At 45.7% G+C, this 23,310-nt stretch carries 26 protein-coding genes; 17 read left to right on the forward strand and 9 right to left on the reverse strand.

Annotated features, from left to right (window positions below; all coding sequences use genetic code 11):
- Nucleotides 1-40 precede the first annotated feature (40 nt).
- Together C558_RS0126445 and C558_RS0126450 are read left to right on the forward strand one after the other, a co-directional pair.
- Nucleotides 41-2,332, forward strand: a complete 2,292-nt coding sequence (locus tag C558_RS0126445; RefSeq protein ID WP_018759314.1) for a PAS domain S-box protein — start codon at nucleotides 41-43, stop codon at nucleotides 2,330-2,332.
- Nucleotides 2,333-2,357: 25 nt separating this feature from the next.
- Complete coding sequence (locus C558_RS0126450) at nucleotides 2,358-3,059, forward strand: pseudouridine synthase (RefSeq protein ID WP_018759315.1); 702 nt, start codon at nucleotides 2,358-2,360, stop codon at nucleotides 3,057-3,059.
- Between the two features lie 54 nt (nucleotides 3,060-3,113).
- Here the strand turns inward: C558_RS0126450 and motB are convergent, their stop codons facing one another.
- Both motB and motA read right to left on the reverse strand, forming a co-directional pair.
- Nucleotides 3,114-3,923, reverse strand: coding sequence for a flagellar motor protein MotB (gene motB, locus C558_RS0126455; RefSeq protein ID WP_018759316.1), 810 nt, complete (start codon nucleotides 3,921-3,923; stop codon nucleotides 3,114-3,116).
- Entirely contained in the window at nucleotides 3,907-4,707 is an 801-nt protein-coding gene (gene motA, locus C558_RS0126460) for a flagellar motor stator protein MotA (protein ID WP_018759317.1), read from the reverse strand. The genes motB and motA overlap by 17 nt, the downstream gene beginning before the upstream one ends.
- Before the next feature lie 180 nt (nucleotides 4,708-4,887).
- Here motA and C558_RS0126465 point away from each other — a divergent pair, with 180 nt between their 5' ends.
- On the forward strand, nucleotides 4,888-5,181 hold the full coding sequence (locus C558_RS0126465) for a hypothetical protein (protein WP_018759318.1): 294 nt from the start codon (nucleotides 4,888-4,890) through the stop codon (nucleotides 5,179-5,181).
- An 81-nt stretch (nucleotides 5,182-5,262) separates the two neighbouring features.
- Here the strand turns inward: C558_RS0126465 and C558_RS0126470 are convergent, their stop codons facing one another.
- Nucleotides 5,263-5,625 carry a c-type cytochrome gene (locus C558_RS0126470; RefSeq protein WP_018759319.1) on the reverse strand — a complete coding sequence of 121 codons (363 nt, stop codon included), beginning with the start codon at nucleotides 5,623-5,625 and terminating at the stop codon, nucleotides 5,263-5,265.
- 115 nt (nucleotides 5,626-5,740) lie between these two features.
- Nucleotides 5,741-6,247, reverse strand: a complete 507-nt coding sequence (locus C558_RS0126475) for a GNAT family N-acetyltransferase (RefSeq protein WP_018759320.1) — start codon at nucleotides 6,245-6,247, stop codon at nucleotides 5,741-5,743.
- A gap of 61 nt (nucleotides 6,248-6,308) precedes the next feature.
- Here C558_RS0126475 and C558_RS0126480 point away from each other — a divergent pair, with 61 nt between their 5' ends.
- Nucleotides 6,309-7,187: a sulfurtransferase gene (locus tag C558_RS0126480; RefSeq protein ID WP_018759321.1), complete on the forward strand. Its 879-nt coding sequence runs from the start codon at nucleotides 6,309-6,311 to the stop codon at nucleotides 7,185-7,187.
- Nucleotides 7,188-7,468: 281 nt separating this feature from the next.
- Here the strand turns inward: C558_RS0126480 and C558_RS0126485 are convergent, their stop codons facing one another.
- Nucleotides 7,469-8,692: a hypothetical protein gene (locus C558_RS0126485; RefSeq protein ID WP_018759322.1), complete on the reverse strand. Its 1,224-nt coding sequence runs from the start codon at nucleotides 8,690-8,692 to the stop codon at nucleotides 7,469-7,471.
- Nucleotides 8,693-8,945: 253 nt separating this feature from the next.
- Between C558_RS0126485 and C558_RS34035 the strand changes: the two genes are divergently transcribed.
- The 12 genes from C558_RS34035 to C558_RS0126545 all read left to right on the forward strand — a co-directional run bounded on the left by C558_RS34035 (nucleotide 8,946) and on the right by C558_RS0126545 (nucleotide 17,843).
- The gene (locus C558_RS34035) at nucleotides 8,946-9,107 is read left to right on the forward strand and encodes a hypothetical protein (RefSeq protein ID WP_156826280.1); all 162 of its coding nucleotides are present in this window, start codon (nucleotides 8,946-8,948) and stop codon (nucleotides 9,105-9,107) included.
- A 104-nt stretch (nucleotides 9,108-9,211) separates the two neighbouring features.
- Nucleotides 9,212-9,667: a GNAT family N-acetyltransferase gene (locus tag C558_RS0126495; RefSeq protein ID WP_018759324.1), complete on the forward strand. Its 456-nt coding sequence runs from the start codon at nucleotides 9,212-9,214 to the stop codon at nucleotides 9,665-9,667.
- 149 nt (nucleotides 9,668-9,816) lie between these two features.
- Nucleotides 9,817-10,677 (forward strand): alpha/beta fold hydrolase, encoded by an 861-nt coding sequence (locus C558_RS31985; protein WP_018759325.1) that lies wholly within the window; start codon nucleotides 9,817-9,819, stop codon nucleotides 10,675-10,677.
- Between the two features lie 26 nt (nucleotides 10,678-10,703).
- Nucleotides 10,704-11,294, forward strand: coding sequence for a TetR/AcrR family transcriptional regulator (locus tag C558_RS0126505; RefSeq protein ID WP_018759326.1), 591 nt, complete (start codon nucleotides 10,704-10,706; stop codon nucleotides 11,292-11,294).
- 28 nt (nucleotides 11,295-11,322) lie between these two features.
- Nucleotides 11,323-11,706, forward strand: a complete 384-nt coding sequence (locus C558_RS0126510; RefSeq protein ID WP_018759327.1) for a nuclear transport factor 2 family protein — start codon at nucleotides 11,323-11,325, stop codon at nucleotides 11,704-11,706.
- A gap of 42 nt (nucleotides 11,707-11,748) precedes the next feature.
- Entirely contained in the window at nucleotides 11,749-12,327 is a 579-nt protein-coding gene (locus C558_RS0126515; protein ID WP_018759328.1) for a histidine phosphatase family protein, read from the forward strand.
- Nucleotides 12,328-12,577: 250 nt separating this feature from the next.
- Nucleotides 12,578-13,969, forward strand: a complete 1,392-nt coding sequence (locus C558_RS0126520; RefSeq protein ID WP_018759329.1) for a hypothetical protein — start codon at nucleotides 12,578-12,580, stop codon at nucleotides 13,967-13,969.
- A 188-nt stretch (nucleotides 13,970-14,157) separates the two neighbouring features.
- Nucleotides 14,158-14,631, forward strand: a complete 474-nt coding sequence (locus tag C558_RS0126525) for a DinB family protein (RefSeq protein WP_018759330.1) — start codon at nucleotides 14,158-14,160, stop codon at nucleotides 14,629-14,631.
- 28 nt (nucleotides 14,632-14,659) lie between these two features.
- Nucleotides 14,660-15,091, forward strand: coding sequence for a hypothetical protein (locus C558_RS0126530; protein WP_018759331.1), 432 nt, complete (start codon nucleotides 14,660-14,662; stop codon nucleotides 15,089-15,091).
- Nucleotides 15,092-15,366: 275 nt separating this feature from the next.
- Nucleotides 15,367-16,335, forward strand: coding sequence for an iron-hydroxamate ABC transporter substrate-binding protein (locus tag C558_RS0126535; protein ID WP_018759332.1), 969 nt, complete (start codon nucleotides 15,367-15,369; stop codon nucleotides 16,333-16,335).
- A 192-nt stretch (nucleotides 16,336-16,527) separates the two neighbouring features.
- Nucleotides 16,528-16,965 (forward strand): VOC family protein, encoded by a 438-nt coding sequence (locus tag C558_RS0126540; RefSeq protein WP_018759333.1) that lies wholly within the window; start codon nucleotides 16,528-16,530, stop codon nucleotides 16,963-16,965.
- Between the two features lie 113 nt (nucleotides 16,966-17,078).
- Nucleotides 17,079-17,843 carry an HAD-IIB family hydrolase gene (locus tag C558_RS0126545; RefSeq protein ID WP_018759334.1) on the forward strand — a complete coding sequence of 255 codons (765 nt, stop codon included), beginning with the start codon at nucleotides 17,079-17,081 and terminating at the stop codon, nucleotides 17,841-17,843.
- Nucleotides 17,844-17,903: 60 nt separating this feature from the next.
- Here the strand turns inward: C558_RS0126545 and C558_RS0126550 are convergent, their stop codons facing one another.
- Nucleotides 17,904-18,668: a glucose 1-dehydrogenase gene (locus C558_RS0126550; RefSeq protein WP_018759335.1), complete on the reverse strand. Its 765-nt coding sequence runs from the start codon at nucleotides 18,666-18,668 to the stop codon at nucleotides 17,904-17,906.
- Between the two features lie 131 nt (nucleotides 18,669-18,799).
- Nucleotides 18,800-19,969, reverse strand: coding sequence for a GNAT family N-acetyltransferase (locus tag C558_RS0126555; RefSeq protein WP_018759336.1), 1,170 nt, complete (start codon nucleotides 19,967-19,969; stop codon nucleotides 18,800-18,802).
- Between the two features lie 301 nt (nucleotides 19,970-20,270).
- Between C558_RS0126555 and C558_RS0126560 the strand changes: the two genes are divergently transcribed.
- Complete coding sequence (locus C558_RS0126560; protein ID WP_018759337.1) at nucleotides 20,271-20,864, forward strand: sugar O-acetyltransferase; 594 nt, start codon at nucleotides 20,271-20,273, stop codon at nucleotides 20,862-20,864.
- A 52-nt stretch (nucleotides 20,865-20,916) separates the two neighbouring features.
- On the opposite strand, the gene C558_RS0126565 is transcribed toward C558_RS0126560, so the two are convergent.
- Complete coding sequence (locus C558_RS0126565) at nucleotides 20,917-22,440, reverse strand: flavocytochrome c (protein ID WP_018759338.1); 1,524 nt, start codon at nucleotides 22,438-22,440, stop codon at nucleotides 20,917-20,919.
- 231 nt (nucleotides 22,441-22,671) lie between these two features.
- Nucleotides 22,672-23,310 (reverse strand): DUF2306 domain-containing protein, encoded by a 639-nt coding sequence (locus C558_RS0126570; RefSeq protein ID WP_018759339.1) that lies wholly within the window; start codon nucleotides 23,308-23,310, stop codon nucleotides 22,672-22,674.

Here is a 23,310-nt window from a genome sequence, read left to right on the forward strand (position 1 = left end):
AGATTTAACCTACCCGATGAGTTATAAGGTGGAGTGAACTTTGTCGATTAAAGTGAAATTATCTCTCATTATATCAAGCACGTTGATCGCTATTATGTTGTTCAATATCGTACTCAGTTATTTTTCTACCAAGGAGAATATGCGCGAAGACAGTAAGAATAAAATGAATGCCACCGCTAAGCAAATTGCGTTAGAGTTCGAACAGGCGCGAACGGGGGCTGATTATGTTGAGCAACTTATTAGTGAGAAGCTATATATGGCTTCGATTGCGGTAGCGCGCGAACTTGACCCTGATATTCATCGGATCCGCAATGAGGACCTGAAGCAGCTCAGCCGAAGGCTTGGCATTTCGCATATTGCACTCCTAGCTCCTACTCGCGGAGAGATGGTTATTCAGCGTTCCTCGAATTTATCAGACATGGGTCTCGTGGCAAATAATTGGTACTACGGGTATCCTGCCTTCCAACAATTTATTCATACAGCCGATCTTAAGAACGATAAGCCGTTGGAGAGATTCTGGCCCGCCCCGTTCAACACCAGTGCTAGAACAGATCTCACGGATAAGCGAAGCTTCTATGAGGATGGTAAGCGCAACTATATTATTTGTACATATATGTTAGAGAGTGATCTGAAAGATTACAAACGAATTTCCGATATGGATGAGATTGTTCGCAAGACGATCGAGGCTAATCCGAATATTCTTGAAGTGACAGGCCTAGATCCTCGATTGTTCAGACTCGCATCAGCACTGGATTTGTCGAACCCTCTCGAGGATCGTGTGGGCTATTTTCATTCGGAACAACCCATCAAATTCGGTAGTTATACTTACGTGGATCCAATCAATGATATCGAGTACGTACAGAAGGCGGCTCGTGGAGAATATATTAGCTACGAAGCAGAAATTAACGGAGAACATGTCATTAAAAGTTTCATTCCCGTGTCGGATGATGACTCTTACTTGATCAGTATCGTGATGGATTATAAAATGATCTCTAGTGTATTAAATGAACAGCTTGTAAATTATATCGCGATTTCCATTGTACTGCTTGAGATTATGATTATTACGAGTTATTTGATCGCAGGCCGAATGATTCGTCCCGTTCAATCGATTTTGGATAAGGTCAATGATGTGGCGAACGGTCACTTCGGTGCTCGGCTCAAAATTAAGAGTAAAGACGAGCTGGGGCTTCTCGCAAGGCGGATTAATATGATGGCGCGTAACCTGAGTATCTATACCAATCAGCTGCAGCAGACCTATGAAGAGAACCGAGCGATGAAAGAATATTTGGAATCCTTCATTAACCAGACCGCGGATGCGATCCATGTGGTGGATCTAGAGGGTCGAGTGATTCTGGCGAATTACGCCTTCCAGCAGCTCTTCGGATGGAATACGGAGCAGATTATCGGGAAGCATCTAACGATTATACCGGAGTCGAGACAAGAGGAAGAGGAACGGGTAATGAACTGGCTCGTATCTGGGAAGAACCTAATGGCTCGTGAGACACAGCGAATGACCAAAGATGGACGGCTTGTTGATGTTAGTGTATCGACCTCAGCCATCTATGACGAGAATGGGAATTGTATCGCTTTTGCTAGCATTACCCGGGATGTTACGGAGCATAAGAAGATGGAAGAGCTGCTTCGACGTTCGGAGAAGCTCACAACCGTTGGTCAGCTGGCGGCAGGGGTAGCGCATGAAATTCGCAATCCGCTAACTACCCTTCGAGGCTTCCTGCAATTCCAGCAGCAGAAGAAAGTATTAAACCTCAATCATACGGATATTATGCTATCGGAATTGGATCGAATTAATCTAATCGTGAGCGAGTTCTTAATTTTAGCCAAACCGCAGGCGGTACACTTTCAGAAGAAGGATGTACGGTTTATACTAGGGGATGTGATCTCCCTTCTAGATAGTCAGGCGAATATGGTGAATATTCATTTTGATACGCATTTTACGCCAGAGCCTTGTGTGATTGAGTGTGAAGAAAACCATTTGAAGCAGGTGTTCATCAATATTTTCAAAAATGCATTTGAAGCCATGCCGTCTGGGGGTACGATTAAGTTAATTACCGAGATTTGGAATGAGAAGGATGTACGTGTGCAAATTATCGACCATGGGCATGGGATTCCAGAGGAGAATATCTCCAAGCTGGGTCAGCCGTTCTATACGGATAAGGAAACTGGAACGGGGCTCGGTCTGATGGTGAGTCAGCGTATTATTCATAATCACAAGGGTACAATGGAGATTACGAGTGTAGTGAATGAAGGCACGACTGTAACGATCCTATTGCCTGTATTATATGAAGTGCAGCTAGACAATCCGATGGGTTGATTTAAGATTTTTGAGGTGAATGGCAGTGCGAATTAATAAGTTTATTAGTGAGACCGGATTTTGTTCGCGGCGTGAAGCGGATAAATTGGTCGCCGACGGTAAGGTAACGATTAATGGGGTTGTTGCAGAATTAGGAAGCCAGGCTGAAATGGGCGATGATGTTCGTGTTAATGGCCGGCCGATTGCAGATGCAAGCAAACATGTCTACATTCTGTTGAATAAGCCTGTGGGCATCACATGTACGACGGAGTCCCATGTCCCGGGAAATATTGTTGATTTTATTAATCATAAGGAACGGATATTCCCGATTGGTCGATTGGACAAGGACTCGGAAGGGCTGATTCTGCTCACGAATGACGGGGATATTGTGAATCGGATTTTACGGGCAGAAGGACGGCATGAGAAGGAGTATATTGTGACTGTGAACCGCCCGATTACTCCTCAATTCCTACAAGGGATGGCGAGCGGCGTGCGGATTCTAGGCGCGATGACACTGCCGTGTACAGTAACGCGGATTAGCGAGCGGGAGTTCCGGGTCATCCTAACGGAAGGGAAAAACCGCCAGATTCGAAGAATGTGCCAAGCATTCGGATATGAAGTGAGAAAGCTGCGCCGCATTCGGATTATGAATATTCATCTGGGTTCCCAACGAGTCGGCACATGGCGTGATTTAACACCGGAAGAGAAGGCAGTTCTTGGACAGACTCTGCAATACCAATTAGGCTAATAGCTGTTTTGGGTAAAAGGAAGGCGCTTCGTTCATCGAAGCGCCTTTTGTTATTCACTTTTTCACGGTAATGCTCTTCGTGTCCTCGTTGTTCACGAACTTCCGCATGATCGAGATTTCAACCCGGCGGTTCTGTGCCCGTCCTTCGACTGTCGCGTTGCTCGCCACAGGGTGATATTCTCCTTGACCGATAACACTGAACAATTTCGGATCCAGCTTCGGATTCTGCAATAGAATCTTCATGAATTTCGAAGCCCGGGTGGAGCTGAGCTCCCAGTTGGACTCAAACTCTGAATTGGAGATCGGTTGATTATCCGTATGCCCCGCGATAATGATCTCATAGCCTGGGAATTGCTCTAGCATGTCCGCCATGGTCACGGCTAGATTACGAGATTCCGGCTTGACGGCCGCGCTTCCTGAAGAGAAGAGTGCTGTATCGCTAATCGTTATCATGAGCTGTGACTGATTGAGCTTGGTACTGAGCTGTGACGTCAAATTATTCTCTTGAATATATTGATCCAGCTTCTTTTTGATTTTGGCCATGTTCTCTTCTTCTTGCTTCATAGCCGCCATCTTATCTTTATCTTTGATATCAACATTCCCTGTGTTCTTGTCCTCTTTATCTTTCTTGCCGTTCGCAGGTCCTGACTTGATGACGGAGGTCTGATCTAAGATGCCCGTACTGCCACTAAAAGCGGCACTGAAGGCTTGGCTCATCTCTTCGAATTTCTTCGCATCGACAGCACTCATCGAGTAGAGAACGATAAACAGCGCGAGCAATAGGGTTAGAATATCGGCATAAGGAATGAGCCAGGATTCATCAATATGTTCATCGTGATGGGCCTTTCTACTCTTTTTGCTCACCGCCGGATTCCTCCTTTTCCTCCATTTTCACGCGTTCTGCAGGAGTTAGGAATACAGCTAGCTTCTGGCCGATCGCGATCGTAGATACACCAGATTGGATGGAGAGTAGACCTTCAACCATCATTAACCGCACTTGAATTTCACGCTCAGATAGACGCTTTAATTTGTTCGCTAGGGGATGCCAGATGACATATCCGGTAAAAATACCTAATAGCGTTGCGATAAACGCAGCAGCAATCGCATGAGTTAGATGCTCCATGGAGGACATATCCGATAATGCGGCGATCAGTCCGATAACGGCTCCGAGTACCCCGAGTGTCGGTGCGTACATCCCCGCTTGTGCGAAGATCAGAGCTCCTGCACGGTGGCGCGTCTCGGTTGCATTGATGTTCTCCATCAAGACATCACGCACGAAATCTTGTTCGTTCCCATCGATGATCATTCGCATGCCGTTACGCATGAAGTCATCATCGATCTCTTCGACCTTTGCTTCCAGCGCGAGCAGACCTTCACGACGTGTGATGCTTGCCCATTCTGTGAAAAGACGGATCAATTCTGTCCGGTCAATCATTTGCTGTTTTTTGAAAATGATTTTAAAAAGTTTCGGTACTTTCGCGAGCTCCGACATAGGGAAGGCCATAAATATCGATGCTGCTGTACCTACGAAAATAATCATAAAGGCAGCTGGGTTGTAGAGCGCATCCAGGGGTGCACCTTTTAATACCATCCCGATCGTAATCGCAGCAATTCCTAAAATAATACCGATAATTGTTGATTTTTCCACGAGCACACCTCATCCATGAGAATAAAATAGGTACCATCCTTAGTTTTCGACGCTAGTCGCCAAATTGGGCGGTAAAGAGTTGTAATATACTATTTATCGTCAGCTTTAGCCAAAAAATTTAGGTATAATAAAGAAGGAATTGTGCTGGGACAGGACAACGTTAGAAATGGAGTGAGGTTCATGGGAGTTAAACACGGCAGAGAATATGCAGATATTTTGGTGGATTTAATGGCAGCTGTCGCTCAGATTCCGGATTGCTACGAGTTTTTTGAGATGACCGTAGAGGAATGGGAGAGGCTCGGGGAAGGAGAACGAAAGGAAGTTCTCGAGGCATTGGCGGATGATGTGTTCTATGGGCTTGGTGAAGATAAGATCATCCAGGTTGGTAGCGCTGAGGTGACCTACGATTCGAATTATCATTTGATCGATGTGAGCATTGGAGAGAATATTGTCGCCATGATCCGTCTAACGTAACGACCAGGGAACACAAAAAAACACGTCTTACTTCTCACTCGGGTGAGAGGCAGGGCGTGTTTCTTCTATTTATTGCGGTTCTTATTTTTTCGCAGCGAGCCATTTAGCTACATTCGCGATTTCTTCTTCTTTTAGCTTGTCTTTAAAAGAAGGCATCATGCTGCCTTTCCCTTTAGTGATAATCTTGTAAAGCTTTTGTTCGTCCAATTGCGCTCCGATTTTTTGCAAATTCGGTCCGACGCCGCCTTCAAGGGAGTTACCGTGGCAAGAAATACAGTTCGCCTTCTTCACAGTTGCTTCCGCTGCTGCTGCATCAAGAGTTACTTCAGGCATCTTCGCTTCTTGCTTTTGTTCGCCTTTAGGACCAGCGTTCAACGTAAACATCAATACAATGGCTAAGGTACAAGCCCCGAAAAACAATGTGCTCATAATCCACTTTTGCATATGTTCGCCCCCTTTGCATGCTACTTCTTAAATTTACCACAGCTATACACCATCGTAACACTATATTCCAAAAGGTGTAAATGACAATTTTGTGACTAATGCCCATTAAGCAGCCTTATCGTGATGAATGTCCTTGCAGAACCATGCAATGGAATTCAGCGATGCCTGTTGGGGTACGTCTGTCATAGGTATCGGTAATTTCAAAACCTGCCTTCTGATAGGTGCGGATTGCACGCTTATTCCAGCTATGAACTTCAAGATCAATCTCATCTAGCGGTGCACGACGGATCGCTTCTTGTACAATGGTATCCATAAATCGGCTTCCTAATCCTTGTCCGCATAAATCGGGCCGCATACAGATGCCTAACCGGGTGACATCGACCATGGGGAAAAATTGCGCGAATCCGATCAACTCGCCGTCCGGGGATTCAATCGCACGGTATTGTTCATCACGAAGCTGCGGGTCTCCGAATTCGATTCCAATCTTCTGCATCTCTTCCCATGGTAGGAATCCGTAGATATTGTATGGCGGTTCGAATTCCCAACTGCAGACGGCTGCTGCATGTGTTGTCGTCATTGGGACGATATGCATGGCTGGCAAGTTGTCTTGGAATGCGTTCATCGTTGACCTCCTCTATCCAAATCGATATTGTTATATTATAGCAAAAAGGAGGCGGTAGAACATGAGACAAGGTAACATTGTATCGATGGAATGGGTACATACGCATCTAGCGGATTCGAACGTAATTTTGGTTGATTGCCGGTTCATGATGGGCGGAGCTGCACCGGATTTGGGGCAGCGGCAATATGAAGAGGGTCATTTGCCTGGTGCTTTTTATTTGGATTTGGATCGGGACCTGTCATCTCCGGTTGGCGAACATGGCGGGAGACATCCTCTCCCTCATCTGGATACACTAGCAGCCAAATTTAGCAGTATCGGAATCGATGGTTCGAAGCATGTCGTGGCCTATGATGATCAAGGTGGCATGATGGCTAGTCGTCTATGGTGGCTTTTACACTACACAGGGCATGCAGGCGGCGCTTCTATCATGGACGGAGGATACAGCGCTTGGGTAGCTCGGGAATATCCGACAACCATCGAGAAACCGGAACCGACAAGTTCCGCAACCTATGTGCCGCAGATCGACAATCGCTTCGTCATTCATATCGACGAGTTACGGCAAGAAATGACGAAGCCGGACGTCCTCCTGATTGACTCACGAGAAGCACCACGGTATCGCGGCGAGATCGAACCAATTGATCCTGTTGCGGGTCATATTCCGGGTGCGGTGAATGCGTTCTGGAAAGAAGCCTTGAATGAGCAGGGGACGTGGAGATCAGCAAAAGAGCAGAAAGTTCGGTTCGCGGAGCTTGGTGCAGATCAGGCAGAGCGTATAATCGTCTATTGCGGATCGGGTGTGTCGGCGTGTCCGAACGTGATCGCGCTGCAGGAAGCGGGATACCAGAATGTGCGGTTATATGCAGGAAGCTGGAGCGACTGGATTTCGTATAGTGAGAATCCGGTTGCGACGGCGGACGAGGAAGAACGGAAAGACAAATAGCAGTATGCGAAGTCCAATACAGGGCACGGTGCGAAGAATGCCGTCGCTCTGTATTTTTTCGAGCCCTGGAGTCAACTCGAAGTCAACGGGCGACCCCTGAATGCACTGACAGGGCTGGTTAAGCCAAATGCGCGCTCGTATTCCTCACAGTGCGCTGTATAGAAACAAAGGGCCGAGATAGCCACTCTCAATGTGACTGTCTCGGCCCCAACTTTTAATCAATAACAAAAAAATTAATAAAACTGATCAACGATGAATCAGCAGAAACCAAATAAGCTTCTTTAACGAACATCTTTGGGAGGAAACTTTGTATATTGTATGATGGCATTATCTTTGATAACTTTGCCTGATTTGTCCTGAACGAAGTTTTGATTAATCTCGATTACCCACTGATTCCGTAGAGAGAACTTTTCATAGTTATATTCTTTTTGCTGTGGTACAGAGATATTCTCAGACTTACCTGAGACAATATCGTATTTTTCATAGTAAGAGCCAATGACATCCGGGTCGCTATTTTCGTAATGTTTGAGCTTGAAATAATGCAATACGATTTGATCGGGCGAAAGCCAACTGTAAATCTCGACATACTGATTCGATGTAGGTTTAGTTTGAATCCTACGAACCAGTTCTCCGGATATTTTCTCGATATCGATCGCTTGCGAGGCGAAACTCCAATCGAATACGGCAGTATAAGGGTCTAACGCATGTTCCTCGCTTCCGTCGAAAGTATATGAACGCGTAATGTACTTGTCTTCTAATCCAAAATCGAATCGTTTGAAAATGTCCTGTGGTACTGTAACATTAGGGTTATGATTATGTATTTTATTGACGACGTTACCATTCAAATCATATATAGTCCAAGCTTCAAAGTAGTTGCCTGTATTTGAAATAGAAATTGCATCATAAGGCCATTCGGCAGGAAATTTCTTTTTAATAACGAATGATGTGAGCTTTTTTAGGTCATAGTGAACGATTTCCCCCATGTTAGACGCCACCATAAGAATATCCTTGTTTTTATTTAACCAAATGGGACCACGGCCAAAACGAATGTTTTTTAATACATTATCGAATAACATTGTTTCTTTGCCACTAGGAATGTGAATGCTCTTTATGCTATAAATGGCTTTATTAGAGACAACCCTGGCAGAAGTGTAAATAAAGTCATCCTCAGTCAAAAACCCGATTGGCTTAATGAATTCTGCGCTGAAGTTGTCCACACCACCTTCAATGTCTCGACTGATAGCGATTCTTTTTGCAGTTTTGGTCAAGGTATTAAAGAAAAATAAATCCTCTTCAAAGTTATCTTTAAATAGCCAGTAAGTGACCCAGTTTCCTTTCCCGGGAGGCAAGTAAGTCCCCTGAACTCTGTACCCGCGGTCCTTCACTTCAATCCTAAGACCCTTTGACGTGTTTGTCAGTTGATAATTGCTTGGAACGCTAAAAGCAAGAGTGAATAAAGAAAATGTTATTAATATGATAAGAGGTATACTTTTTCGTAGGTTCATCTTATTCTCCTGACGGTTTAAATTGAATGAAGCATCCTAGTCTGATTAAGATTATAAATGTTTTTGTAGGAAAAAAAAGGATATTTTATTTTTCAACTCTGAATACATCGTACAGTGGGCAATACCCTGTGGCGATGTTTTTTATGCCCCGAAGTCAACTTGGTTGAAGATCAGGAAAATAAGCGCCTAATATTATCACGGACCCCATCGATCATTCACGTAGGTCTGGCCTGTCTCCAATTCAATCTTAACGGTGTATGATGTACGCGTATTGACGAGCAGCACGCACGAAGGTACCCTTCAATATAGACAATTCGTGCTGCTAGCTCTCGTAAAAGCCTCGGACGGCAAATGGTATTTGGATCCGGACAACGATCAATTTTTGGATGAGCAGAAAGTTTACGGGATTCTATAAGTAAACCATAGCTGGAGCGACTGGATTTCGTATCCGGACAATCCGATTGCGACAGGGGAAGAAGTAAGGAAAAGCATAAGTAATTGAGATTTGGAGTGATCGTTGTGGAGATTCGAGTGGATGACCTGACCGGAGATAAAGTAAAAGCATTAATTATGGAGCATCTGAGCGGCATGTTTGAGAACTCACCGCCGGAAAGCGTCCATGCGCTCAATCTGCAGGGGTTGAAAAAATCTGAAATTACGTTCTGGAGTGCATGGGAACAAGATGAATTGCTTGGCTGCGGGGCACTTAAAGAGCTCGATGGAACACATGGGGAGATCAAATCCATGCGCACCTCTTCCTTGCATTTAAGAAAAGGCGTTGCTAGTCAGATCCTTGAACATATCATTGCCGTAGCTGAGCAGCGTCATTATAAGAGACTCAGTCTGGAGACGGGCTCAATGGAATCCTTTAAAGCTGCAAGGAATCTATATGAACGTTCCGGATTCCATTACTGCTCTCCATTTGCTGATTATATTGAAGATCCCTATAGTGTTTTTATGACAAAGGAATTATAATTGCTGGACCTCACGCACTTGCTTGCGTGGGGTTATTTATTTTCTAGTTATTGACAAATGTTGGAGATCGATCTATTCTTGTATTGACTGATTTAGTCAATCAAAAATGAAATTAAAGCTGCAATGGTGTTTAAAGGAGGGTTTGCAACATGGAAACTGTGATGAAAGAGGATTTAGGTAAAGATTCATTTCACTATTCAACCGTTATTTCGCAAGATGGAACCCAGATCGGATATCGGAGCATTGGACACGGCCCAGGGCTAATTGTCGTTCCTGGTGCACTTACGACTTCGGCTGAATTCACGACATTCGCACGCTATCTATCCGATACATTTACCGTCCATATCCTCGATCGTCGGGGACGCGGGGAGAGTGGACCTCAAGGCACAGAATACTCGATTCGCAAGGAATGTGAAGATATAATGGAGATACAGGCTTTAACAGGGGCCACTTACTTGTTCGGCCACAGTTATGGGGGGCTTGCCGTGTTGGAGACCGTCCTAGCGAATCAGACATTTGAGAAAATAGCACTTTATGAGCCAGGCGTAGTTATTCATTCGGATCCAGCTGATTGGAATTGGCTATCCGAATATGAAGAAGACATGAGGAGAAAAGACTATAGAGGCGCATTCACAACCTTCGTACAAGGCGCGAGTCATAACTTCTTATCCCGAATACCCAAGTGGTTCGCAGATCTCAACTTGCGCATCGGGATACGCGGTGAGCACTGGAATCGAATTATGCAGCTTTTGCCGGAAAACCTGATAGAACATAAAGAAGTGCAACGCCTAGCATCTACGTACCGTAAATACGAGGCAATTCCTGCAGAAATACTCTTAATGTCAGGGATGAAAAGTCCAAAGTCCGTACATCACATGATTCATGAACTGGATCATACCATCAAGCGGACGCAAATGATGACGATTCCGAAGCTGCATCACCTATCCCCTGAGAACGACTATTCGCCAATTCAAGTGGCACAACCCGTAAAGGCGTTTTTCCTCAGCTAAAAACTATAACAAGGGAATGAATCGATGTGTCACCTATCAGCGGAGAACAATTAAATCACAAACGCGATGAGCGCAGAGAACAAATTATTCAGGCTGCGATTAAAGTTTTTGCTAGACGGGGGATTATTGGAACCAAGATGAGTATGATCGCTGCCGAAGCGGGGGTCAGCCACGGTCTGGTGTATCATTATTTTGCGACGAAAGATGAACTGTTCACGTTGCTTATTCAAGGTGCAATAGAAGTATCGATCTCTTCCATTGAGGGCCTCTATGACGTTTCAGGATCGCCTACAGATAAGATAAAACTTCTAACAGAACATATTCTTGATCCGGGAAATACACCTTTCTTCATGCTGATCTACCAGGCGAACCATTCCGATGGTGTACCAGAAAAGGTAATAGAATTGATGCAACAATATCCTCTGCAAGCTTATATCGAACGGCTGGTGCCTATATTCCGGGAGGGACAGCAGGCGGGCGAAATTGTGGAAGGAGATCTTGAAGAGCTCGTCGGCAACTATTTCACAATCCTATCGGGAATTATGGTCTTAGGTGAAGGCTACCGTATTCCAGTGGTTGATTTTGTAATGCGGACCATCACCAAGACGATAAAATAAGTATTTATCATATGAGAGGAGTATGAGGATGACGAGCAAAGAGAACAGAGAACTTATTGAACATTATATTGAGGCTTACAATGCATTTGATGTTGCAGGTATGGTTCAGCTCTTGCATCAAGATATCGTCTTCAGGAATTTTGCTAATGGTGAGTTGAATACAGAAACCAGAGGGGTAGAAGAGTTCAAAATGCTAGCAGAACAATCCTCTCAGATTTTCTCAAGTCGTCGTCAGAGCATTGCCAGCTATAGTGCTGCAGATAACCAAATTGAAGTGAAAATTGATTATGAAGGCATTCTTGCCGTGGATTTGCCTAACGGATTGAAGGCTGGAGATAAGCTGCAGCTGGAAGGTAAGTCCGTATTTGAGATGACTGATGGAAAACTCTCATTGATCGAAGATTACAGTTGAGTATCGTGATGTAACATGATGATCCACGCGGAGGATAGTATAATGAGAACCTTTATATATATGGTTAGACACGGAGAATCACCCAAAATAGAAGGAAACGAGAGAACACGCGGTCTAACGGACAAGGGTAAATTAGATGCCCACATCATAACCGAATTATTGAGAGATGAAGGAATAGATCATTTTGTATCAAGCCCCTATCGAAGAGCTACACTGACGATCGAGGAACTAGCTCAATCTTCGGGTAAAGAAGTCAACGTTCTTGAAGAGCTTAGAGAAACGGTGTTTGTAAGTGACGATAAGATTGTGCCTGATAAGGAGCTGTATCCTCTTGTTGAGAAGCTGTTCTCGGACCCAGAATATTCGGCACCTGGCGGGGAATCCATCATGATTTGCCAGAACCGTGCCATCCTAGCTCTGAAACGAATTTTGAAGGAATATCAGGGGCAGAAGGTTGTAATAGGAACGCATGGGGTTGTTATGACATTAATGATGGGATATTATGACCGTCAATACGACTTGGAGTTTCTGTGGAAGACCTCTAAACCAGATATCTACAGGATGGAATTCGATAAAGACGAACTCGTGGAAATTCAGAGATTATGGAAGGTTCAACTATAAAATTAAGGAAGTAAATTTAATAGCAGAGATCAGCAAAATACAGCCTGGAACTCATGGTTCCAGGCTGTTCTATATCCATTTCCATAGAGACGGGTTATCATATTCATCACGAAGCTCAGATTGAAGTACGAACAAAATGCTGCAACTATGATTTTTTTAATGCTATTTGTGATATGGTTAAAATATCCAATAATACATATGAATTGAGAATTTACCCCCCATCCTATTGAAAAGGAGAACCTTCCGCCTGATGGTTATACAGCTCATCTATTTTGGACTTATGTTTTGGTTTGGCTTATATCTGATCAATCGGGATATCAGAAACGTCCGGCTATTACTGACTGGACTTGGTGTATTGGTGTGCTCACTCGGATATGGAGCAGCTGTCTTGCTCCCCTACAGTGCAGCAGCCCAGCCCAATATGGTATTGGTGCTGAGCAAGGTGCGGGACATCGGCGGCTACTTACCTCTCGTATTGTGGCAAGGCGCCGTTCTATCGATGTTCGTTGTGCAGGCGCATCAACGGAGCCTAGTATGGCCGTTATGGAAGTATGGGCTAACGTCGTTAGTGCTAGGAAGCGGGATCTGGCTGACTGTCGTTAACAATCCGGAGCGCTATCGTATTTCCTATACAGCCGTTCTGTGTGTGCTGCTTATTCTGTTGCTGCTGTTCACTATATGGGGATCGATGTCCAACGGGACGAAGCGACCGATTGTCTTCTATGCCTTCATTTATGTGCCGCTTCTGACCTTTATCTGCATGACGGCTGAGACGCTCTTTTACTTAGATGGTGGATGGAGCCAAGGTATGCTCGTCGCAAACGGTGCTGGAATGCTGTTATTTGGCGGATATATATTGATTAAGGAAATCAGAGAGCAAGGCGAGACATGGCTGCCCGATTTGTTCCGGTCGCTCGATTATTCCATCTTTTTTACGCTTATTTTTTCTGGGCAAGTGGCACTTGTTATTTGGCTCGGGACGGAGACGGGGTTCAGTGCTACGACACTGTCATTACTGATGGTCAGTATGATGATATCCATTGCATTTCAGGTGTTGGTGTATCCGATTCGGGCAATGCTCGACAGCTTTGCGCTCATGACGTTCCCCAAGCTTCGATCAGAGCGATCCAAGCTGCGGTTGGTCGAAAGTGTTCAAGTACGTATCAATGAAGAATCGAAGCCGGATGAAATGGATGATGAGGAGCTCTACCGCCTCATTCGGCGGGCGCTCAGTAACTTAGGCAACCTGGAACGATTGGCGTCGAGCCCGCTTACACAATTGAAATTGATGGACGAGAGGCTTCGAATGCGCGGAGCAGCGGATGGTGTGTTGGAACGGGCGAATGAGCTGAAGTCTTTGTTGATCCACAGTATTATGCAAATGAAGCCGAATCAGGATGAACCATTCGGCACAACAGATGAATGGAAATTCTACAATGCATTGTTCTTCCCCTATGTCATTGGAATCAAGCCATACAGTGTACGGTATTCGGACGATCAGTTGGACCAGACTTCCAAAGATGCGTTGGAGTGGTTCCGTACCTATGTGCCTGAACGAACCTGCTACAATTGGCAGAATGCTGGATCACGTCTGATTGCAACGAGTTTGAAGGAGAAAAATATCCTTAGTAGAGCACAATGAATAGACCTATAGATATGGCGGTTGTTTCCCGGGGAATACATGGGAAGTAGCCGCCATTTGTGCTGCTAAACGAAGAAAAAACGCCATGTTGGCACCAAATGGCAGTGAAAAGCATGGTTCTGGCAGTGGTTTGTGATCTAAAGTCGGTGGTGTAAGCAAGAGAACCAAACCATTAGGAGGAATGTACAATGTCTCAAGCAAGCATCCAAACCGCAATAACGGCACATCAATTGGTGATCGGATCCATTCAAGCAATTCCGGAAGAAATCTATGATATGACACCCGCAGGATTTAACAATACAATTCGTTGGAATGTTGGTCATATCGCCACGATGCTGAATTGGTTCCTCTCCGCAGGCCCTGCATTAAATACGAAGCTTCCGGAAAGTTATGTCGGCCTATTCATGTCCGGAACGAAACCGGCAGATTGGACCGCTGCACCGCCGTCGAAAGAGGAGCTCATTCAATATTTGTCCTTACAGCTTGATGATCTGTCCCACGTTAACCCCGAGTCGCTCATTATGCCATTGGACGTACCGTTTGAAATGGGGCCGCTGAAGTTCGCCACAGCAGGCGAGGTGTTTAACTTCGCGTTCATCCACGAAGCTGTGCATTTAGGGGTTATATCATCGCTTGTTAAAGCACTTCAAGTTGGTAATTAAGTATTCACGAATGAAAGAGGTGTTAACTATGAAATTCAATGAATCCTTAATCCCGGCGGGTGAAGCTTTGATTCGCAAGGTGCTGCTGACGAATGCTGTTTCGTCCGGAGTATGTGGTCTGCTGCTGCTTTTATTTCCCGGGTATGTCGGTGAATGGACAGGACTAGACAATAGAATCGCACTAACCGAAACCGGGATTTTCCTGCTGGTGTTCGTTGCATTTCTCGTGTGGGTTGTCTCTAGAAGGATTGTCTCACCTGGGGCTGTGCTGGTTGTTACCGTGCTCGACCTCCTTTGGGTCGTCGGAAGTGTGTTACTACTGGAGGATAAGGGCATTACGATGATGATGACGGTGTTTGGCGTCTGGGCAGTTATTTTGGTCACCGCAGTCGTCGGCGTGTTTGCGATTTTCGAGGCGGTTTACTATTGGCGTAATCGTGCGTTCGGAAGACAAAATTGACCTCTTCGGATGGATCATCGTATATTGCCGACTTTATATAAGGATCCTCATTCGACTTGAGTGAGGTGGATATTTCAACAATATATAGTGAAGAGCGATGAAATAAGCCGTGTTCTCCTTCCCCCGGGTGGACACGGTTTTTTGTGCACGAACAATTTCTGTAATATGTATTGACAGCTACAACACTACCCTTTAGAATGTTTAATTGATGATGATAATCATTCTCATTAATAAATCGATGGAATAAGCATGATAGACAAAAGGGGAGTCATTCTATGAAAAAGTTGTTCATTTCGTTAACTTTGGTTCTGGTCCTTCTACTTAGCGCTTGCGGCAGCAAGACAGCAGACACTACGAACAATGCAAGCAGTACGTCTTCGGACACGAAGACAGATTCGCCGACATCGACGGCTTCCGAAGAATCAGGTACATTTACTTACCAATCCGAAAATGGTCCTGTTGAGGTTCCGAAGAATCCGCAACGCGTCGTTGTCATTACGCGATTCTTAACGGGCAACGTCATGGCGCTTGGGGTGCCTGTGGTCGGCGTGGATGAAATGTCTAAGGAAAACCCAAGATTCGAAGAGCAGTTAAAGAATATTGAGGCGGTGTCAGACGAGAGCGTAGAGAAGATCATCGAGTTGAATCCAGATCTTATTATCGGGCTGTCAGATATTAAGAACGTCGATAAGTTTAAGCAAATCGCTCCAACGGTTACTTATACATACGGTAAAGTCGATTATTTGACGCAGCAGCTCGAAATCGGGAAATTGTTGAATAAAGAAAAAGAAGCGCAAGCGTGGGTAGATAGCTTCAAAGTGAAGGTACAAGAAGCTGGGGAAAAGATCAAAGCGAAGATCGGTGAAAATGCGACCGTTTCTGTCATTGAGACCTTTAATAAGCAGCTCTACGTCTATGGTGACAACTTTGGCCGTGGTACAGAAATCCTGTATCAAGGAGGATTTGGGCTCAAGAAGCCTGAGAAAGTCAGCGAAGCAACGAAGAAAGACGGCTACTTTGCTGTGTCGCAAGAAGTGTTGAAGGATTACTTTGGCGATTACGTCATTTTCAGTAAGAATGCAGAGGAAGACAACTCATTCCAGAATACGGAGACGTACAAGAACATTCCTGCGGTGAAGAACAATCGTGTCTATGAGGCGAATGCAAAGGCATTTTACTTTAACGATCCACTGAGCATGGAATATCAGTTGGAATTCTTCATTAAGAGCTTCCTTGGTGAATAAGTATTGAATTAGCTATAAAGAGCATCTGAGAACTAACTCTCAGGTGTTCTTTTTCTATTTGAATATAAGGGGGTTGCTTTTTCGTAGTATATTTTTCCATTTAATACTATTAAAATAGATAGAGATGATGCAACAAGCGAACTTCAACATGGATATGCCCCTGGTAATGATCATGAAGGAGGAAGATTGGTTATGGAAAAGAAGGCATTATTAAAACGTATAGAATGCGCTTACCTGCCGGTAACGGATGTTACTGCATCCGCTGCATGGTATGAGCAAGTCTTGGGGTTGACGCTACGTGCGCCGGTAGAGCCAGGAAAAGGAGCTATTATGATCTTGGGTAGCGGACAATGGTTGTTCCTGCTGCCAAGCCCGGGAGGTCACCCGCTGCACTTCATGACAACAGGTTGGGCAGAAGACGGTTCCCCGTTCGAGATGTTTCCGATCTGTTTCGAGACGGATGATATTCAAGCATTAGAGGCATCCCTGCGTGAATCGGGTGTGTGGATAGAGCCAGAGATGCGTGATGAAGGCGGATGCGGGCTGCAGTTGAACTTTAAAGATCCGGACGGGAATAAATTTCAGGCGTGGCAGCAGCCGGTTGCAGTTGAAGCGGGCGTGTCATCATAGCCGATATAGAGTTAGTCAAGGCCGTCCATCAGTGACTTGATGGGCGGTCTTTCACTATAAGAAATTTATGGTAGGATGGGAAGATAGAAATAGATTCATAGGAGTGAGGTCAAATGAAATTTGTCTTTGACTTAGACGGTACAATTTGTTTCAAAGGGAAGCCGGTAACTGAAAAAATACTAAGCGCGCTAGAGGCGCTGCAATCGAAGGGCCACCAGGTGATATTTGCCTCCGCAAGGCCCATTCGTGATATGCTGCCGGTGCTACATGAGCGGTTCCATACGCATACCATGATTGGAGGCAACGGATCGCTCGTCTCTCAGCAGGGGCAATTAACGCATGCCCATGCGTTCTCGGAGGATCAGATCAACACGATCACTTCACTGATCCAAGAGTTCGAAGCCACCTATTTGATTGATGGGGAATGGGATTATTCCTATACAGGTCCGTCAGATCATCCAATTCTAAACAATGTTGACCCCGCTAAGCTCGCGAAGATGGTCGACATCGATCAGCATCCATCGATCGTCAAAGTATTAATATTGACAGCCAATCGGATGGAAGAATTAGCGGAGCGTTTGTCAGACCTTGATGTCGTCGTCCATCGTCATAAGAGTGAGAATGTGCTGGATATGAGTCCGAATGACATCCATAAATGGGGGGCACTTAGCAAAATTAGTATCGAGCAGGGCCAATATGTTGCGTTCGGAAATGATGCGAATGATATTTCGATGTTCATGCATGCGTCGCATTCGGTTATGATCGGCCATCATGATGAACTTGCGATTCATGCCTCCGAGTCGATCTCTTTAGGAGATGATGTAGAAGATAAGATCGTTGAGAAGCTTAAGTATCTTGCTGCATTGGAAGCAGAGTAGTGATATACACACATCAAAGCCACCGGATTTAGATCCGGTGGCTTTCTTCCGAGGAGGGCATTATAACCGGGAACCCCCACTCGCATCGATTATCTGTCCAGTCACCCAACGGCTGTCGTGTGAAGCGAGGAAAGCAGCGATATCCGCGACATCTGCAGGTTGGCCCCATCGACCGAAAGTCGAGAGTCCTGCGGCAAACTGCTGGCCTTCTTGCGTAGCCAAGGTTTCCACGTTCATATCCGTATCGATAAACCCCGGTGAAATTGCATTCACGGTGATCTGTCGACTACCCAGCTGCTGGGCCAACACAAGGGTGAGCGTGTTCACAGCGCCTTTCGATATGCTGTACTCCAAGAGGTGGGGCAGGGCGAATCTTGTAGCCATCGAAGCCATATTGATGATGCATCCCCCATCTCGCATACGAGACAAGGCTTGCTGAATGACAAAGAGCGGTGCTTTGACATTGATGTTCATGATTGCATCAAAGGATTCTTCCTTCACTTGATCAATGGTTGCGGCATGCCCCCACCCGGCGTTGTTCACCAGAATATCGAAGCGATGGTAACCTGTGTGTTCGATGAGCTGTTCATCGAGGCTGGCGAATAACTGATGTACACCATCCAGTGAGGACAGATCGGCACCGACGGCCAACGCGGCACCTCCGCTTCCTTGTATTTCACGAACGACTTCTTCCGCAGCGGTCTGTTTGGTCCCGTAATGAACGGCCACCAACGCACCTTCTTGTGCCAGTCTTAACGCGATCCCCCGGCCGATCCCCCGGCTAGCTCCTGTAACCAGTGCGACCTTCCCTTGTAGTTTATCCACGTGCTCATCCCCTTCATATGTTTGACAATTTAGTTATATCACAGGGTTCTATTTGAAATGTTGCTCTCTAATTGATGTTGATGCAGGTACTAAAAAGCCGCCGAATGAGCTTCGACGGCTGAGAATCAATGTTATATGGTTGTCATCTTGCAGGCTACCGTCAGCGACTGAGCGATTTCCTCGCTATCTGCTTCACGGTAGATATGATCGTGATAATGAGGTTGGTGGATGTCTTGCCACCCTAAATCGATGGCCTGCTTGTAATACTGCTTGGCACGTTCTTGATTACCGGTTCGATAGAACATGCATGCTGCATTCCAATATAGAGCAGTATCTCCGCCCCAGTCCCAGCCTTGATCCAGCGCCTCAGCGTAGCTCCAGGCTGCGCGGGCATAGTCTTGGGCAACGCCATACTTCATATCTCCACGCATATAATGGTTGCCGTTCACGAGAAGGTTATTCAGCGGCTTATTCCATCCGAAGAGAACGGGGAAATCCGCTAACAGCTTGAACCCGACAGACTGTGCTGTTCGTTGTGAGCCGATGTTGTTCGACCAACACTGCCATCCGACTCTGGTGAGTCCATGTTGTTTCGCAAGCAGTAATGCACCCGCTGCGGTCTTGTGCGCCCATCCAAGTCCACGATAATTCCCATCGGTCTCAATACCGAATTCACACACATCGCCAACGACCCAATCGGTCAGACACCAGCTGATAATAGCCGGTCCTTGCTCTGTATCTTGAATGGCTACACATCCGAAGCCTGACTCGAGGAAGGCTTCAATGGAAGGCCAGCCTCCTTGTATTTCATCAATAACACCGTCTAACCCTATTAACCCTTGCTGCTCGAATAAATCGCGATCGACAGGATAGATTTGATCCGCTAGCGTATCGTCTAACCCATGTAAATCATGCGAGAACGTCATCCGTCCACTGCGCAAGGGGAGCAAGTCTTTCGTTACGACACGGAGGGTCTCTGCCCACAGTTCATCTGATGGATAGAACAGAACGTAGTCCAGCTTGTCTTTGGCTGCACGATTCGGCAGCAGTTCTTCTCGGAGAAGAAGATTCACCTCTTCGAAGAATAGTTGATTGTCAGGGCTCCCTCCAAGGAATATGCCTTGAGGGCTCGTTAATAACGCGGATGCGCCATTATGGGACAGAAATACCCGACCGGATAGCGTTCCTTGAATAACGCCATAGATCGATAAATGATGCCATAAATCTTCGAATAACGCTGCGACCTTCGTGAATCCTTCACGAGTACATTCTTTTCCATGGTTCATTTGTTCTGAATACATATTGCTGGTTGCCTCCCATAAGTCGATGAGAGGGATTATTCGTTATACGCCGAAACCTCTCATTGGCTTGTTGATTTGTTGGATCGTTTTCAAAACACCATCACTCCTTTAACATTCATCGTGGGCGTTGTTCTAAGCTGCACAATATGAGATGCCCCACTCCATTATGGGTAAATCAACCAATTTTGGCAATATCATTTATGGCGTGCAATTATATTTATTTCCTTGAGTTACGAGGATATGTGTCTATGCTGAAGGAATAATAGAGTGTAGTACGAATAGGAGAGAAGGAGTGGACCCCATGACAGAGAAAGAAAAAGCAGCACAAGGCTACCTTTATAATGCGAACTACGATCAGGAGCTCATCGATGAGCGTACGTATGCGAAGGGGCTATGTTACGAGCATAATCAACTGCATCCGCTGAAGCTGGAGGAGCGGGTGGCCATCCTGAGGAAGCTGTTCGGCAAGACGGCAGAGACGTTCCACATCGAACAGCCCTTTTATTGCGATTATGGCTATAATATCGAAATCGGCAAGAACTTCTATGCGAATCACAATTGCATCATGCTGGACTGTGCCACAATCACCTTTGGTGACAATGTGTTCATCGCGCCAAATTGCGGCTTCTATACAGCAGGGCATCCGCTCGATGTCGAGCAGCGGAACGAAGGGTTAGAGATTGCGTTTCCGATTACGGTTGGCAACAACGTATGGATTGGTGGCGGGGTTAGTGTCCTGCCGGGCGTAACCATTGGAGACAATAGCGTGATTGGTGCGGGGAGCGTCGTGACGAAGGATATCCCACCCGGTGTTATTGCTGCGGGCAATCCATGTCGAGTGATTCGGCCAATTACGGAAGAGGACAAGAAGAAGTATCGTCACTACCGGGACTAATATAGCAAAAGACCCTCATTTCTGAGGGTCTTTTTATGGGATACGTTCAGCTTTACTGTGCTTGTACGAATTCAGCCGACTTGATACCCGCTTGGCGGCCGAAAATAATGATCTCCGCTACGGAGTTGCCGCCGATCCGGTTCTGACCGTGTAAGCCGCCTGTTAGCTCGCCTGCTGCATACAGACCTGGAATAGGTTTGCCGTCTTTATTCAGCACTTCCGTATTTGTGTTGATTTTCACGCCGCCCATGGTGTAGTGAATCCCAGGAGCGATTTTAATGGCATAGTAGGGTGCGCCGGACAAGTCGTTGTCCATTCCTGTCGTTCTGCCGAATTCGGCGTCCTTTTTGTTTTTCACTGCGCTGTTCCATGTATCGACCGTGGCTTTCAGCTGATCAGCTGGAACGTTCAATGCTTTGGCTAAAGCCTCGATCGATTCGCCATGAAGGACAAATCCCATTTTCTCATACTGCTGAATTGCTTTCGCACGGGATTTTACACCGGAATCAAATATGAGATAAGCTGACTTTTCAGGAAGCTTATTGATTGCAGCCGTCACATTGTCACGAGTGTTCAGTTCATTTGTGAAGCGTTTGCCCTCACTGGATACGAGGATAGCTCCTTCACCACGGACAGCTTCCCCGATGAGATAGGATTTCTCTTGCTGTACCGTAGGGTGAACTTGGATTTGATCCATATCCACGGTTGTACCGCCGAGTTTTTCAATCATCTTAATGCCGTCACCGGTACTACCTATTTGGTTGGTAGTCACGAGACCTTTTAAGTCAGATCGAACTTCGGAAATCATATCCATATTAGCGCCAAAACCGCCGGTTGTCACAACAACAGCATCCGCTGCAATAGTTTTCTCTTCATTCCCATCGATCACGACTTTGACGCCGTTCACTTTGCCGTCCTTTTCCGTAATTTCCTTCACATCCGCTTTGACGAAAAGTGGAATTTCTTTCTCTTGGATATTCTTCATCAAGCCTTTGACAAGATATTGCCCTACTGCTGAGCCGTCTTCCGGACGGTGTGTGCGTTTCTCGTTCATGCCGCCTGTAATCGTGATATTGTTCAGACGAATGCCGATGGAGTCGAGCCAATCGATCGCACTAGCTGAATTGTCAACGAAAAAACGAAGCATTTCTTTGTCGTTGGTGTTATGACCGCCTTTTAGAGTCTCTTCATAAAATAAATCATTGCTGTCTTGAATGCCTTGTTCTTTTTGGAACTTGGTCTCGGAAGCATTCATGCCCGAAGATGATTTCATCGTATTTCCCCCGGCAATCGGCATTTTTTCGAAAATAACCGGGTTCAAGCCCTTTTCTTTTGCCTCAAGTGCAGCAGACATCCCCGCACCACCTGCGCCGACAATGATGATGTCATATTTATCTTTAAGCTGATCGATTGGTGTATAACCACCTTGAGTAGCTCCTGACACGGCTTCTGTTTCTTTTGCCTCTTCTTTTTTCACACTGTCCTGACTCTGATTCTGGCTTCCTTTACCGCATCCTGTGATGATGAGCATGAAGGAGAGAATGAGAACAAGCATTGCTGATACTTTCTTTTTCATGATGTACCCTCCACTTTTCTATCTTTCATAGATTTCGTTAAACATAAAGAGTCACATCAATCCGATAATTCCTTGATCTGATGGTATCCTCTTTTAGTCCGCTTCAATTCTAATATATAATCGGATCGAATATTGTGATTTATTTCACAAGTATGTGGATTTTTTCCTAGGGTCATGTCATGGAAATAGGTTGTGCGGGGGTGTGAGAGGACGGAGGTTTGCCGTCCCCTTTTACTCGATTCTTGGTAAGACGCGGCGAATGATCCATTCAGCGAGCAGGATATTGATCACGATCGCGCCGTAGACACCGATCGTATAACTCGTCACGTATGGCAGTCCAGCGCCTTTGCTCGCAAGATAGGTGAGCAGATGAATGAATAGATTCGTATAACAGAAGACATAGCTTCGAATCATCCACTTCCGGTGCTTCATCACTTGCCTACACTTAATGAACACAACTGCTGTAATCGTCATGAGTAGCCAGATGAGATTGATAAAGTTAAAAGCCATGCTATTGATTTTCCCGCCTGTGGCGAATGGAGCCATGTAGCCTGATGTAATATCCACGATACAGACGGCTATGATATAGAGATAACCGTTGGCCCGGTGGAAAGAACGATACCGCGTCAGAACCAGGTTCGAGAAGTTCACAGCCCCAGCAAGCATGGCTACACAGGCAAAAATAATATGAACCATCATGACAGGCAGCCATATGTCGGTGTTCACCGAGCGTTTAAGGCCCGCTTTATGACCGAGAAACGCAGTAGCCTGCGGATCATGAATGAAGTTCATAAAGGTGACATAGAGAATGTACACGACAGCAATACCGATCATCCCTATATATAACCGTCTATTTCGTAACGTATTCAT

This window comes from Paenibacillus terrigena DSM 21567 (assembly GCF_000374845.1).
In the GTDB taxonomy this organism is placed as follows: domain Bacteria; phylum Bacillota; class Bacilli; order Paenibacillales; family Paenibacillaceae; genus Paenibacillus_K; species Paenibacillus_K terrigena.

Coding starts and splice junctions, on each gene's coding strand:
- C558_RS0126570 (WP_018759339.1), bottom strand. CDS start 23,310: ATGAATACGTTACGAAATAGACGGTTATATATAGGGATGATCGGTATT.
- C558_RS0126520 (WP_018759329.1), top strand. CDS start 12,578: ATGGTTATACAGCTCATCTATTTTGGACTTATGTTTTGGTTTGGCTTA.
- C558_RS0126565 (WP_018759338.1), bottom strand. CDS start 22,440: ATGAAAAAGAAAGTATCAGCAATGCTTGTTCTCATTCTCTCCTTCATG.
- C558_RS0126480 (WP_018759321.1), top strand. CDS start 6,309: ATGAGACAAGGTAACATTGTATCGATGGAATGGGTACATACGCATCTA.
- C558_RS0126540 (WP_018759333.1), top strand. CDS start 16,528: ATGGAAAAGAAGGCATTATTAAAACGTATAGAATGCGCTTACCTGCCG.
- C558_RS0126560 (WP_018759337.1), top strand. CDS start 20,271: ATGACAGAGAAAGAAAAAGCAGCACAAGGCTACCTTTATAATGCGAAC.
- C558_RS31985 (WP_018759325.1), top strand. CDS start 9,817: ATGGAAACTGTGATGAAAGAGGATTTAGGTAAAGATTCATTTCACTAT.
- C558_RS0126545 (WP_018759334.1), top strand. CDS start 17,079: ATGAAATTTGTCTTTGACTTAGACGGTACAATTTGTTTCAAAGGGAAG.
- C558_RS0126525 (WP_018759330.1), top strand. CDS start 14,158: ATGTCTCAAGCAAGCATCCAAACCGCAATAACGGCACATCAATTGGTG.
- C558_RS0126535 (WP_018759332.1), top strand. CDS start 15,367: ATGAAAAAGTTGTTCATTTCGTTAACTTTGGTTCTGGTCCTTCTACTT.
- C558_RS0126475 (WP_018759320.1), bottom strand. CDS start 6,247: ATGAACGCATTCCAAGACAACTTGCCAGCCATGCATATCGTCCCAATG.
- C558_RS0126515 (WP_018759328.1), top strand. CDS start 11,749: ATGAGAACCTTTATATATATGGTTAGACACGGAGAATCACCCAAAATA.
- C558_RS0126555 (WP_018759336.1), bottom strand. CDS start 19,969: ATGTATTCAGAACAAATGAACCATGGAAAAGAATGTACTCGTGAAGGA.
- C558_RS0126510 (WP_018759327.1), top strand. CDS start 11,323: ATGACGAGCAAAGAGAACAGAGAACTTATTGAACATTATATTGAGGCT.
- C558_RS0126465 (WP_018759318.1), top strand. CDS start 4,888: ATGGGAGTTAAACACGGCAGAGAATATGCAGATATTTTGGTGGATTTA.
- C558_RS0126530 (WP_018759331.1), top strand. CDS start 14,660: ATGAAATTCAATGAATCCTTAATCCCGGCGGGTGAAGCTTTGATTCGC.
- C558_RS0126470 (WP_018759319.1), bottom strand. CDS start 5,625: ATGCAAAAGTGGATTATGAGCACATTGTTTTTCGGGGCTTGTACCTTA.
- C558_RS0126485 (WP_018759322.1), bottom strand. CDS start 8,692: ATGAACCTACGAAAAAGTATACCTCTTATCATATTAATAACATTTTCT.